The following is an 11392-nucleotide window of genomic DNA, read 5'->3' on the forward strand; positions in this document are numbered from 1 at the left end:
CGGCGACCACCGCGACGAGGCGGGCCACGACGCGAAGATAGAGCGACTCATCGCCGACGGCGGCCGTGATCGCTCCGACGACGATCTCGCCCGCGTCGCCGACGCCCTCGAACTCCAGAACGCGCTCCTCCTCAAGCTCGTACAGGACGAGCGCCGGCAGGCCGCTCGCGAGCATCCGGACCCGGACCTCACCGGACCGTCGGACCACGCGATCGCGACAGCCGTCGTCGACGCGTACGGTGACCTGTACGGTAGCCCGGTCGGGTGGGAGTTCGACCCGATCGACGAGCGGATCGACGACATGGGGGGTTCGCAGTGAGCGATCGGCGAACCTCACCGCCCGCGAACCCCGCGGACCTCTCCCCGCGCGAGGCCCGCGATCGCTTCCTCGACAAGCGGAGCATGGAGAACTCGACGAAGACGATCCGGAGCTACGACAACCGCCTCACGCGCTGGGTCACCTGGTGCGAGGAGCGACAGATCGAGCGCGTTGCCGATCTCTCCGGCTGGCTGTTCGACGAGTACGAGCGCTCGCTCCGCGAGGAGGAGAACGCCCCGGCGACCGTGAAGGGGAAGATGACCGCCGTCTCTCAGTTGATCCAGTACCTCGAAACGATCGAGGCGGTCGAGGAGGACCTCGCGGAGAAGGTCCACGTCCCGAAGCTCACCCGGTCACAGGAGACGAGCGACACCATGCTTGACACCGACGACGCGAAGCAGCTCCTCGGCTTCTACCGGAACGACCCGGCCCGGTTCGGCACCCCGCCGCACGCGGTCCTCGAAGTGTTCTGGAACACTGGCTGCCGGCTCGGCGCGGTCGTCGGCCTCGATCTCGGCGACTACGACCCGGAGAATGGGTACCTCGACTTCAACCATCGGCCCGAGTCCGGGACGCCGCTGAAGAACAACGAGCAAGGCGAACGCGTCGTCCGGATCTCGGAGCCGGTCGTCGACGCGCTCGATACGTACATCGCCCGGGAGCGCTCGGACAAGCGCGACGATCACGGCCGCGAGCCGCTGTTCGCGGGCCGTCAGGGGCGCGTCACGGACACGACGATCCGCTCGTGGACGTATCAGGGGACACAGCCCTGCGTCTACATGGAATGCCCACACGGCCGACGGCGGCGGAACTGTAAGTTCACTCAGCGGAACCACGCCTCGAAGTGTCCCTCCTCGCGGGCGCCCCATCACATCCGCACGGGCTCGCTCACGTGGCACTGCGACCGCGGACTCCCGATAGAGGTGATCAGCGAGCGCGTCGACGCGGATCCGGACACGATCAAGCGCTACTACGACAAGGCTGACCGCCATCGGAAAATGGCAGAACGCCGAGAGGAGTACACTGCGGACCTGGATATCGACGGAATCGACGACGAGGAGGACGATTCATGACAACGACGGCAAACACGGACGTCTCGGAGTACCGACATAGCATCAATCGCGAGTTTAGTTCGTCCCTCCGGCCCCATACCTAAATTAAACCTTTCTGAACCTGAGGTAACGGTAGAGCCGAAGATCTGCGAATTCTGCGGCTTCTACATCACCGAGTACAACCAGCGGTGCGCCGCGCTCGACGTGGGGGTGTGCCGTCCATGAGGCACTGCCCGAAGTGCGGAACGAAGCTCACGCGAAGGAGTCGACCGACGTGGCGACAGACGACGGGGTGTCAGCGTGCGGTCGTGACGGAGAGCGCGGACTGTTCGAGCGCTCAGACCGGCAGGACGCCGCCGTCGTCGTCATCGTCGTCGTCATCGTCGTCGGATCCGTCGTCGGTAGAGTCGCCGTCGCTCGTGTTGCCGTCGTCGGTGGAGTCTCCGTCGCTCGTGTTGCCGTCGTCGGTGGAGTCTCCGTCGCTCGTGTTATCGACTGTGGAGTCGTCGTCGCTCGTGTTGTCGTCTGTGGAGTCTTCCGATCCGTCGTCAGTCGATTCGTTCCCGTCGGAGTCGGTCCCCTCCGTCTCCCGAACGTCGTCGCCCTCGTCGAAGATGTCCGTCTCGATCGTCTCCTCGTAGGTCAGCTCGTCGAGCGGGACGGTGACCTCGTCGCCGGAGGGAAGCTCGATCACGGCGTGAAAGTCGATCCGGAGCTGGCTCACCTGGTGGCCGTGGACCTCCTCGTCGAGGTGGGTCACCCACCACTCGTCGAGCCGGTCGTTCTGGATGGCGGTCGTGAACTCGACCGTCTCGGTGCCGCGCGAGGGGATCACGTACCCCTCCTCGGTCTGCCCCGACGCCACCTCGACCCCGTTCATCGTGACCTCGTAGCCGATCTCCGTGATCGCGTACGGTTCGAGGTTCGGGTTGTACACGTCGAACGCCATGTCGATCGGCGTCTCGGCCTCGCTGACGCTCCCCCACTCGCCGCGGGTCTCGTTGACGTAGAGGACCGGGTCGTCGGTCAGCGCGCTGTCGGCGTTCACCGGACGCGTCTCGTCGGAGTTGAACGCGCCGAGGAGGTCCGTCTGGATCTCGCGATCCCGCGAGAAGTCCACGCTGCGACCGAGCCGCTCCGAGGTCGCGGTCGCGTCGATCCGCACGTCGGTCCGCTCGCCGTTCCGGACGTGGCTGACCCACCAGGCCGGAATCTCGTCGTTTCGCAGGTCCGTCTCGAGCGGTATCGTGGAGTTGCCGGCGCCGACGCGCACGCCCTCTCTGCCCCCCTGTGCCATCTCGATGTCGTTCATCGAGACCGTGTAGTTCACCGAGACGCCGGAGAGCCCCACACCGACCGGGTTCGGGTTCGAGACGACGAGGTCGGTCTCGATCGCCGTCGTCTCGTTCGTCACGTCGCCGAACGTGTTGTCGACGGCGGCGACGCTCGGCACGCCGAGTATCCCGAGGGCGAACGCGCCGCCGACGCCGCCCCCGACGACCAGCAGGCCGACGAGGGCGATCCTGAGCTTCGAACTCGCGAGCGTCGCGAGCACGTCTCCGGACTTCATACCCCGGTCGAACCGACCGGACCCTAAAGTCGTACCGCTTATCGAAGTGATCTCAGAGGACGTCGCCGATACGCACGGGCTCGCCGTCCAGCTCGGGCTCCTCGGCGACGATCCGGAGGACCTCGTGGTCGGTGACGTCGCGGAACCCCTTCCCGGTCGCCTCCTCGATCAGGTCCTTCTCCAACTCGAACTCGGTCCCCTCGTAGACGACGTCGACGCCGTCTCGGGTGAAGGTGAGGTCGGTGCTCATGGACCGTCGTAGGCGGCGATCGGATAAAAGGGGCGTGACACGGCCGCGTCCGGGGGTTCGCGGAACGCCGGCGAGGCGGAACCGGCTACTCGTCGTCGCCGTCGTCTTTCATCTCGGAGAGGCGCCCGACGAGCTCGTCGGTCGAGGCGTCGCCCTCGATGGACACCTCGCCGTCGTGGTCGTTCTCGTGGACGTTCACGGCGCCGTCGTCGTCGGTGTCCACGTCCTGGTCCGTCTGCTCGCTCTCGTCGTACGACCCGAATCCCATACCCTATCCCTCCGTGCCGGACGCAAAAGGGTAGTGACCTTGGGACGGTGCGGTGGCGAGTCGCACGCGCGCCGACGTCCGACGCGCGTCCGACGACCCCGCACGGTTTATAATCGCGGGGGGAGTGCTCCCGGTGTGTCGCTGCGAGGAGACGGTCCGATAGAGGAGCTCGCGGTCCCGTCGGGGACGACCGTCGAGGAGCACGACCTCGTCACCGACGGCGACGTGCTCGTCGGCGGCCAGTCGACGGTGGAGTTCGGGCTCCGCGGACGCAACGTCGCGATCGGCGAGCGCGTGCGCGTCGGGAACGACATCGAGGCCGAGGGCGACTGCCGGCTCGACACGTGGTGCTCCGTCGACGGCAACGTGCTCGTCGGCGAGGACGCGTACCTCAGCGAGCGGGTGACCGTCACGGGCCGGCTGATGGTCTCGGGCGACCTCGACATCGGCGACGACGTGTCGATCGAGGAGGGGTTCGAGGCGAACGGCTGGATCGTCATCCGGAACCCCGTCCCGACCATCGTCTTCTACTTCATCGTCCTCTCGCAGCTCCTGCGGGTCGGTGAGACGGACGCGGCCGACGAGCTCGCGGAGGCGCTCGCCGACGGCGAGGACGTGCGCGACCCCCTGCTGGTCCCGCGCGGCGCCGAGATCTCCGACGACGCGTGGCGCGTCTCGACGCCCGCGACGGTGGGCGACGACTGTCGGCTCCACGGCAACCTCCGGGCCGAATCCGTCCGCGTCGGCGAGCGCAACGAGGTGTTCGGCTCCCTGCGCGCCCGCGAGGGGATCACGGTCGGCGCCGACACGGTCATCCACGGCGACGTCACCACCCGCGGCGGGACGGTCACCGTCGAGGCCGGCGCGCGCGTGCTCGGCGACGTCTCGGCCGGCGACCTCGTCGTCCACGACGGCGCAGAGATCGACGGCTCCCTCCGCGCCCGCGGCGAGATGAAGCTGGTCCAGGAGACGGGCGACGCCGCGCCCGACAACGACGGGTCTGCATCGGTCGACGACGAGGCCGCGACCGAAGGCGACGACGGCGGCGGAGCCGGTGACGACGCGGACGCCGAAAACGCCGAGAGCGACGCCGAAAGCGTCGAAAGCGCTGCCGAAGGCGACGACGAAAGCGCTGCCGAAGGCGACGACGAAAGCGCTGCCGAAGGCGACGACGAAAGCGCTGACGCCGACGCGAACGCGGAATCGGAGGCGATCGGTGCCGACTCAGCATCCGAGGGGGAGGCGATCAAGGAGCCGCCGGTCGCGGACGCGGAGGCGGTCGCCGGCGAGGGGCCGTCGAGCGACGCCAGCCAAACCCACGCCGCTGCCGACGAGGATGACACCGAGGCCGCCGCCGACGAGGACGACACCGAGGTCACTCCCGACGAGGACGACACCGACGCCGACTCCGGGACGACGGAACCCGCGGCAGACCCGGACGCGGAAGCGACGTAGCCGACGCGGTGCGGTCGGCTTTCGGATCGCCTCAGCGGCGGTCGACGCCGACGAACACGTCCTCGTGGAGCCGTTCGCAGACGACGTCGGCGAGCGTTCGGAGGTTCTCGGTGTCCTCGCGGTTGTACGAAACGAGGGTGTCGAGCGCGTCTTCGTCGCCGCGTTCGTACTCGTGCCAGAGCCGGACGGCGTCGCGGCCGGACAGGTCCGGGCGGTCGCGGTCGATCCCGATCTCCTTCTCGATCGGCTTCAGCCCCCCGGAGAGCCCGATCCGCTTGCAGGGGTACATGAGATCGAGGTGGGGGGTGTCGACGTCGATCCCGAAGGAGGTCTCCAGGAAGGGAACGTCGAAGCGCGCGCCGTTGAAGGTCGCGAGCAGGCTCGCGTCGGCGAACTGCTCGCGGAGGCGCTCGGCGGTGAGGTCCTCGCCGGCGACGAGCGTCGTCGTCTCTCCGTCTCGGTGGAAGCTCACGGTCGTCACGCGGTCGCGGTGCTCGTTCAGTCCCGTCGTCTCGATGTCGAAGAAGCAGGTCTCCTCGCGGAAGTTCTCGTAGAGCCGCCAGCGCTCCCCGCTCGGGAACGCGCGGTCGAAGTAGGTCGCGTCGCCGTCGTCGAGCCGCGTCAGCGCCTCCGCGATGAACGACTCGATCCGGTCGGCGGTGGTCGATCCGACGCCCGCGACGTCGGCCGCGGGGTCGAACGCCTCCCACGTGGTGACGCCCTCGCGCCAGAGCCGGCGCTCCGTCGTCTCGCCGACTCCCTCGACCGGGATGAAGCTGTTCTCGATGCGCATACCGGACCGCGGCGTCGCGCGGGCAAAAACCCGACGGGAGGCGGCGGCGCCTCGCTCGCTCACGGTTTAACTGTCGGCGACCCCAACCGTCGGTATCGATGTGCGGACGTTACACGCTATTCACGCCCGTCACGGACCTCGAAGCTCGGTTCGACGCCGACTTCGACGCCCACGAGCCCAGCTACAACTGCGCGCCCGGGCAGGCGCTGCCGGTGATCGCCGAGGAGGCGCCAGACCGCGCGACCCGGATGACGTGGGGTCTCACCCCCTCCTGGGCCGACGAGCCGTTCGACCTGATCAACGCACGCGCCGAGACGGTCCGCGAGAAGCGGAGCTTCGCCGACGCGTTCGAGCGTCGGCGGTGCCTCGTTCCCGCGGACGGTTTCTACGAGTGGATCGACGGCGGCTCCGGGAAGACGCCCTACCGCGTCGCGTTCGAGGACGACCGCCCGTTCGCGATGGCGGGGCTCTACGAGCGGTGGGAGCCGCCCGAGCCCGAGACGACGCAGACCGGACTCGGGGCGTTCGGTGGGGGTTCGGAGAGCGAGCGCGACGCCGACGACCCCGACGGCCCCGTGGAGACGTTCACGGTCGTGACGACCGAGCCGAACGCGCTCGTCGCCGACCTCCACCACCGGATGGCGGTCATCCTGGATCCGGAGGAGGAGGAGACGTGGCTCCGCGGCGACCCGGACGAGGCCGCCGAGCTGCTGGACCCGTACCCGGCCGACGAGCTGACGGCGCATCCGGTGTCGACGCGGGTGAACTCCCCCGCCGTCGACGCGCCGGAGCTGATCGAGCCGGTGGGCGGGGACTGAGAAGCGTCACGCGTCTCGGCCGACCGACTCAGGGCGCGACCAGGTCGACGACCGTCTGGTCGTCGACGACCACGTTGTACGCGCCCTCGTCGTCGTTCCAGAGCACGAGGCCGTTCTCCACGAAGACGACCGCGCCGTAGTCGGCCTCGCGGAGGTCCTCGTTGAGCGCGGTCTCCCGCGTGCAGACGAGGTAGTGGTCGACCGTCTGGGAGCCGTCGCCGACGCGGTAGAGGGCGTTGTCGCCAGCGCTGAGGTCGTGGCTGAGCTTCACCGCGAGCAGGTTCACGCGGTCGGTGACGTGCGCCTCCGAGTCGGCCATCCGCGCGCAGCGACCGTCGCTCGCCCGGACGTCGACGCGGCGCTTCCCGTCGGTGCGGAAGATTGCGTACGCGAACTGGACGTCGACGTTGACGAACTCGCCCGGCTCGTCGGTCGCGCCGCGCTCGGCCGCCTCGTCGAGCCGCCGCTGGAAGGGGGGCACGTCGAGGTCGTCGGCGACGTCGAACGACCAGCCGCCGTCCGATGGCGTCGCGTCCGGCCAGAGCCGAATCGTGGGCGCGTACGTCTCGACGCCGCTCGTCGGGGTCGCGACCGACCGCTCGACCTCCCGGAGCCCCATCGCCGTGTTGCGGTCGGCGGGCGCGAACGCGACGACGCTCCCGTCGTCGGCGAGGCGGTCGAGCGCGGCCTCGACGACGGCGACCGGGTCCGCCAGTTCGGAGAGGACGTTCCCGAAGACGACCAGGTCGAAGGGGCCGCCGGGGGCGACGAGGTCGCCGGAGTCGCCGGCGTCCGCCGCCGCCTCGCCGCCGACCCCGAGGAACGACTCCGCCGTCGTCTCGTGGACCGTCGCGCGGAAGTTGCGGCCGGTCTCGCCGAGCAGCCGGTCGAGCACGTCGGCCGCGGCGCTCGGCTCGACGGCGTGGTAGTCGACGACGGCGTCGTCGGGGAGGTAATCGTGGAGGCCGAGCGCGGGACCGCCGACGCCGGCGCCCACGTCGAGGACGCGGAGCGTCCGGTCGAGCAGCCCGTTCTCGACGAGGTCGTCGAGGACGTACCCGACCGTCGCGTAGTACGCCGGGAGGTGGTAGATCGCGTAGCCGAGCGCCGCGACCCGGTCGTACTCCACCTCGTTCTCGTAGAGGTAGTCGGCCTTCAGCCGCCGCACCGCCTCGCGCAGCCGCTCGCCGGAGTCGCCGCGGTGCCAGTTCGCGCCGAACTCGCCGACGAGCAGGTCCTCCAGCGCGAACGAGTAGTCGTCGGGGAACGCCGTCGGCGCCCACCCCGGATCCGGGATCGGCCCCTCCGGGACGGGTTCAAAGCGGCCGTCGTCGCGCTCGCGCAGCCCCAGGTCGAACGCCTCCTCGCGGAGCGTCTCGCGGACGACCGCCGGGTGCGGCGACCCCTCGACGTACTCGGCGATCTCCTCGGGGTCGATCGGCCTGACGTTGCGCAGGTAGTTGGCGTTGTTCCGGATGGCGTCTCTGTCGATCATGAAATCACTGTGGTCGTCGTCGGTCGGCTCACTCGTGTCGCTCCCGACCCTCGCGGTCGCCGCGGGCCGCCTCGTACAGCGCGGCGAACTCCTCCGGGTCGGCGTCGGCGATCTCGCGGGCGGCGTCGGCCACGTCGCCGGCGCCGTCGAAGGCGCGCTGGATCTCGGCGTACACGCCGGGCGCGCCCTCGGTGACGGTGTCGGCGACCTCGTCCAGCGCGGCGGAAACGGGCGTGTGGAACTCCTCGCGCACCTCGTCGCCGGCGAGCCGCCACGCGAGGACGGCCGCGTGCGCGCCGGCCTGCACCGTCTCCATCGCCCGGTCGTGCTCGGCCGGCGTCGTCTCGAACACCTCGTTTCCGCCCGCCTCGATCGCGGCCGAGATCCCCTCGACGACCGGCCCGCCCTCGTCGAGGACGCAGGCGACGTTGCCCGGGACGCGCGGCGGCGCGAAGAGCGGGTGGTAGCTCGCACGCTCGAGCCCCGGCGCGTGCTCGCGCATCGCCCCGACCGCCTCGGTCATCTCGCCGGAGACGTCCACGATCGCCCGCTCCGCGCGGGGCGCGTACGCCGCGACGGCCGCGGGGACCGCCGACATCGGCACCGCGAGACACACCGCGTCGTGGGCGGTGTCGCCGTCGGCGGGGACCGCGGTCGCGTCCCGCGCGGCGGCGGCGTCGGCGGCCACCTCGGGGTCGCGGTCGGCGAACGCGACCGTGGCCGCCACCGGCGACTCGTCGGCCGACACCGTGTCGGCGATCCACCGGCCGATCTCGCCCGCGCCCACGACGAGTAGATCCATCGGTTGCCCGAACGGAGGGCGCGCGAGGCTTAAAAAGGCTCGACTCGGGCGGCCGTGGCGCGAGGGCCGATCGATCGGAGTGGACCGTCGGTCGGTGGCAGGCCGGAGCGAACCGTCACTCGGTCGGCGGGAGCGAACCGTCACTCGGTGGTCGACCGCTCGGCCGCGCCCCGGAGCCCGAGGAACCCGCTCCCCGGCGCGACCGCTCGCACGGCCGGGAACAGCGCCAGCGCGATGGCGAGCTCGAGTCCGCCGACCGCGAGGAACGCTGGCGCGTAGCCGAACGCGTCGGTGGCGCCCCCGCCCACGAGGAAGCCGGTGAGGAACCCGAGCGAGCCGAACACGTTGAACAGCCCCATCGCCGCCCCACGGGCTTCGGGGTCGATCAGGTCAGTGAGGAGCGCCATCGTCGCGGGCGCCATCAGCGCGCCGCAGACGCCGACGAGGACCATGAGCCCGGCGGCGACCGGGTACGCCGGCGCGACGCCGACGCCGATCGTGGCGACCCCGTACGCGATCGACCCGACGACGACCGGGAGGAAGCGGCCGATCCGGTCGGACAGCGACCCGAACGGAGCCTGCAGCAGCGCGAACGGGACGAAGAACAGCGCGAGCGTCGCCCCCGCGCCGGCGGCCGACAGCCCGAACGTCGCCGGGTCCTGGAAGTAGTACACGCCCACAAGCGCGAAGAAGCCGGCCGTGAGCCGGTCGACGAACCCGAACGCTAGGGGGACGAGGAGGCCGCGGGTCGTCCGCGCGCGGTCGAGGACGTCGCGGAAGCCGACCGCCTCCCCGGCTCCCTCGCGCGCGTTCGTGCGCCCCGCCGCTCGGTCGTCGACGGCCGTCGCGAGCAGTCCCGACCCGGCGAGCACCGCGGCGCCGACGTACACCGGGTAGAAGGCGTTCGCGTCCGCGAGCGCGCCGCCGACGACGGAGCCGACCGCGGCGCCGAGCCCGATCGCGACGCCGGCGGCGCCCATGTTCCGCCCGTTCCCGCCATCGAGGTCCATCAGCGCGGTGATCGCGAGCGAGAACGCGCCGATGGTGAGCGCCCCGCCGACGACGCGGACGGCGAGCGCCGCCCGGAAGCCGAGCCCCAGCTCGGGGACGGCGGCGAGCGCCACGTACGAGGCCGCGCCGCCGAGCGCGCCGGCGGCGATCAGCGGCACCCGTCGACCGAGCGCGTCGCTCGCGGCGCCCCAGACGACCGCGAACGAGACGAACGCGCCGAACTCCGCGACGAGGAACCACATCCCGGCGTCGATGCCGGCCGGCGCGCCGAGCGCGACCACCAGGTCGGGCACGCCCGGGTACAACAAAACCTGCGAGATCAACACCGCGAGCACGACGGCGCCGAGCAGCCGCCGCTCCCCGCGGTCGTCGTCGCTCATTGGGGTGCAAAACGGGTCGAACGGGCAAAAGGCCGACGCTCCGGGGACGATCTCTCTCGTCTCCAGACGCGTTCCGCCTCGTCGCGGCTACAGAGCCTCGTCGACCGCCGCCGCGATCGCGTCCGCCTCGTAGCCGTCGACCGCCTCGCCGTCGACGAAGATCATCGGGGTCCCGGAGACGCCCATCGACTCGCCCTCGGACTTGTCGCTCGACGACGCGTCCTCGTAGGCGGAGAACTGCGCGTCGGCGATGGCCGGGCAGGGATCCGCGCCCGCGGCCTCCGCGGCCGCGCCGATCGCCTCGCCGCTGTACTCGCCCTGCGACTCGTAGGCCGCCGCCGAGAATTCGAAGAACGCCTCGTCGCCCTCTCGGTCGCCGACGCCGCGGGCCGCGCTGGCGACGGGGACCGCCCACGCCTCCTCGACTGGGATCGGGAAGTCCCAGTGCTCGTACCGGACGTCTCCCGGCTCCACGTAGTCCTCGCGGATCGTCGGGAAGTGCTCCAGCTTGTAGGTGGCACAGTGCGGACAGGTGAAGTCCTCGAACGCCTGTACGAGGACGCCGGCGTCCGAGTCGCCGAGGGTCGGCTGGTAGTCGAGGTCCGGGTCTGCGGGCTCCTCGAGGTCGCAGTCGTACTCGCCGGTGTCGAGGGAGTTCTCGCCGTCGCCGCCGTCGCCGCCGCCGTTGCCGCCGCCGAGACACCCCGCCGCGCCGACGACGCCGACCGACGCCCCGGCCGCGAGGACTGACCGCCGCGTGCGTTCCATATCCCGATTCGGGCGGGGACGCACTTAACGACTCCGCGACGCCCTCACACCGCCCCGAAACCGTCGCTCCCAGCGATCGCGTCAGAACGCTTTTGCCGTCGCCTCGTGACCCTGAGGTATGAGCGACTGGGATCTGGACTTACGCGACGCCGAAGAGCAGATGGACGAGGCGTTCGCGGCCGCCGGCGACGTCGTCCTCGGCGTCCTCGACGGCACGACCGACCCCGACGAGTGGGTCCGCAGCGTCGACTACGGCAACACGCTGGTGTTGTCGATCGAGGGCGACCTCAACGAGCTCGCCGCCGGCTTCGCCCGCGAGGTGAAGGACATGGGCGGCGAGCTGATGCACTTCCGCGGGTTCCTCGTCGTCACCCCGCCGGGCGTGAGCATCGACACCGACCGGCTGAGCGA

The 11392-nt window shown here is 70.6% G+C and carries 12 protein-coding genes and 1 pseudogene; 5 read left to right on the plus strand and 8 right to left on the minus strand.

All coding sequences use genetic code 11. The features are described 5' to 3' along the window. Together U4E84_RS15045 and U4E84_RS15050 are read left to right on the plus strand one after the other, a co-directional pair. A pseudogene (locus U4E84_RS15045) lies at positions 1-319 on the plus strand (hypothetical protein); the annotation flags it as partial. Beyond that, positions 316-1392: a tyrosine-type recombinase/integrase gene (locus tag U4E84_RS15050; RefSeq protein ID WP_322532932.1), complete on the plus strand. Its 1077-nt coding sequence runs from the start codon at positions 316-318 to the stop codon at positions 1390-1392. The pseudogene U4E84_RS15045 and the gene U4E84_RS15050, both read left to right, overlap by 4 nt. Positions 1393-1708: 316 nt before the next feature. On the opposite strand, the gene U4E84_RS15055 is transcribed toward U4E84_RS15050, so the two are convergent. From U4E84_RS15055 to U4E84_RS15065, 3 genes are all read right to left on the minus strand, one after another. After that, a complete protein-coding gene (locus U4E84_RS15055; RefSeq protein WP_322532933.1) occupies positions 1709-2941 on the minus strand; it encodes an LEA type 2 family protein in 1233 nt (410 codons plus the stop codon). A gap of 52 nt (positions 2942-2993) precedes the next feature. Further along, a complete protein-coding gene (locus tag U4E84_RS15060; RefSeq protein ID WP_322532934.1) occupies positions 2994-3191 on the minus strand; it encodes a DUF5800 family protein in 198 nt (65 codons plus the stop codon). Between the two features lie 85 nt (positions 3192-3276). Further along, complete coding sequence (locus U4E84_RS15065; RefSeq protein ID WP_322532935.1) at positions 3277-3459, minus strand: DUF5786 family protein; 183 nt, start codon at positions 3457-3459, stop codon at positions 3277-3279. 135 nt (positions 3460-3594) lie between these two features. On the opposite strand from U4E84_RS15065, the gene U4E84_RS15070 reads away from it, so the two are divergent. Next, positions 3595-4914 carry a polymer-forming cytoskeletal protein gene (locus U4E84_RS15070; RefSeq protein WP_322532936.1) on the plus strand — a complete coding sequence of 440 codons (1320 nt, stop codon included), beginning with the start codon at positions 3595-3597 and terminating at the stop codon, positions 4912-4914. Between the two features lie 31 nt (positions 4915-4945). Here U4E84_RS15070 and U4E84_RS15075 read toward each other — a convergent pair whose 3' ends face one another. After that, positions 4946-5707, minus strand: a complete 762-nt coding sequence (locus U4E84_RS15075; protein ID WP_322532937.1) for a ribonuclease H-like domain-containing protein — start codon at positions 5705-5707, stop codon at positions 4946-4948. A 98-nt stretch (positions 5708-5805) separates the two neighbouring features. Here U4E84_RS15075 and U4E84_RS15080 point away from each other — a divergent pair, with 98 nt between their 5' ends. Beyond that, the gene (locus U4E84_RS15080) at positions 5806-6525 is read left to right on the plus strand and encodes an SOS response-associated peptidase (RefSeq protein WP_322532938.1); all 720 of its coding nucleotides are present in this window, start codon (positions 5806-5808) and stop codon (positions 6523-6525) included. Between the two features lie 28 nt (positions 6526-6553). Here U4E84_RS15080 and U4E84_RS15085 read toward each other — a convergent pair whose 3' ends face one another. The 4 genes from U4E84_RS15085 to U4E84_RS15100 all read right to left on the minus strand — a co-directional run bounded on the left by U4E84_RS15085 (position 6554) and on the right by U4E84_RS15100 (position 10981). Beyond that, positions 6554-8020, minus strand: coding sequence for a class I SAM-dependent methyltransferase (locus U4E84_RS15085; protein ID WP_322532939.1), 1467 nt, complete (start codon positions 8018-8020; stop codon positions 6554-6556). Positions 8021-8048: 28 nt separating this feature from the next. Further along, positions 8049-8822, minus strand: a complete 774-nt coding sequence (locus U4E84_RS15090) for an NAD(P)-binding domain-containing protein (RefSeq protein WP_322532940.1) — start codon at positions 8820-8822, stop codon at positions 8049-8051. A gap of 140 nt (positions 8823-8962) precedes the next feature. Next, positions 8963-10213, minus strand: a complete 1251-nt coding sequence (locus U4E84_RS15095) for an MFS transporter (RefSeq protein WP_322532941.1) — start codon at positions 10211-10213, stop codon at positions 8963-8965. 87 nt (positions 10214-10300) lie between these two features. Further along, positions 10301-10981, minus strand: a complete 681-nt coding sequence (locus U4E84_RS15100; RefSeq protein ID WP_322532942.1) for a thioredoxin domain-containing protein — start codon at positions 10979-10981, stop codon at positions 10301-10303. A 118-nt stretch (positions 10982-11099) separates the two neighbouring features. On the opposite strand from U4E84_RS15100, the gene U4E84_RS15105 reads away from it, so the two are divergent. Continuing rightward, on the plus strand, positions 11100-11392 hold a 293-nt coding region (locus U4E84_RS15105; protein ID WP_322532943.1), incomplete at its 3' end, for a DUF5779 family protein.

This window comes from Halorubrum sp. AD140 (assembly GCF_034497445.1).
Classification (GTDB): Archaea; Halobacteriota; Halobacteria; order Halobacteriales; family Haloferacaceae; genus Halorubrum.

Excerpts from the sequence above, each read along its gene's own strand:
- U4E84_RS15100 (WP_322532942.1), bottom strand. The coding sequence starts at position 10,981 with ATGGAACGCACGCGGCGGTCAGTCCTCGCGGCCGGGGCGTCGGTCGGC.
- U4E84_RS15095 (WP_322532941.1), bottom strand. The coding sequence starts at position 10,213 with ATGAGCGACGACGACCGCGGGGAGCGGCGGCTGCTCGGCGCCGTCGTG.
- U4E84_RS15090 (WP_322532940.1), bottom strand. The coding sequence starts at position 8,822 with ATGGATCTACTCGTCGTGGGCGCGGGCGAGATCGGCCGGTGGATCGCC.
- U4E84_RS15085 (WP_322532939.1), bottom strand. The coding sequence starts at position 8,020 with ATGATCGACAGAGACGCCATCCGGAACAACGCCAACTACCTGCGCAAC.
- U4E84_RS15060 (WP_322532934.1), bottom strand. The coding sequence starts at position 3,191 with ATGAGCACCGACCTCACCTTCACCCGAGACGGCGTCGACGTCGTCTAC.
- U4E84_RS15055 (WP_322532933.1), bottom strand. The coding sequence starts at position 2,941 with ATGAAGTCCGGAGACGTGCTCGCGACGCTCGCGAGTTCGAAGCTCAGG.
- U4E84_RS15080 (WP_322532938.1), top strand. The coding sequence starts at position 5,806 with ATGTGCGGACGTTACACGCTATTCACGCCCGTCACGGACCTCGAAGCT.
- U4E84_RS15065 (WP_322532935.1), bottom strand. The coding sequence starts at position 3,459 with ATGGGATTCGGGTCGTACGACGAGAGCGAGCAGACGGACCAGGACGTG.
- U4E84_RS15075 (WP_322532937.1), bottom strand. The coding sequence starts at position 5,707 with ATGCGCATCGAGAACAGCTTCATCCCGGTCGAGGGAGTCGGCGAGACG.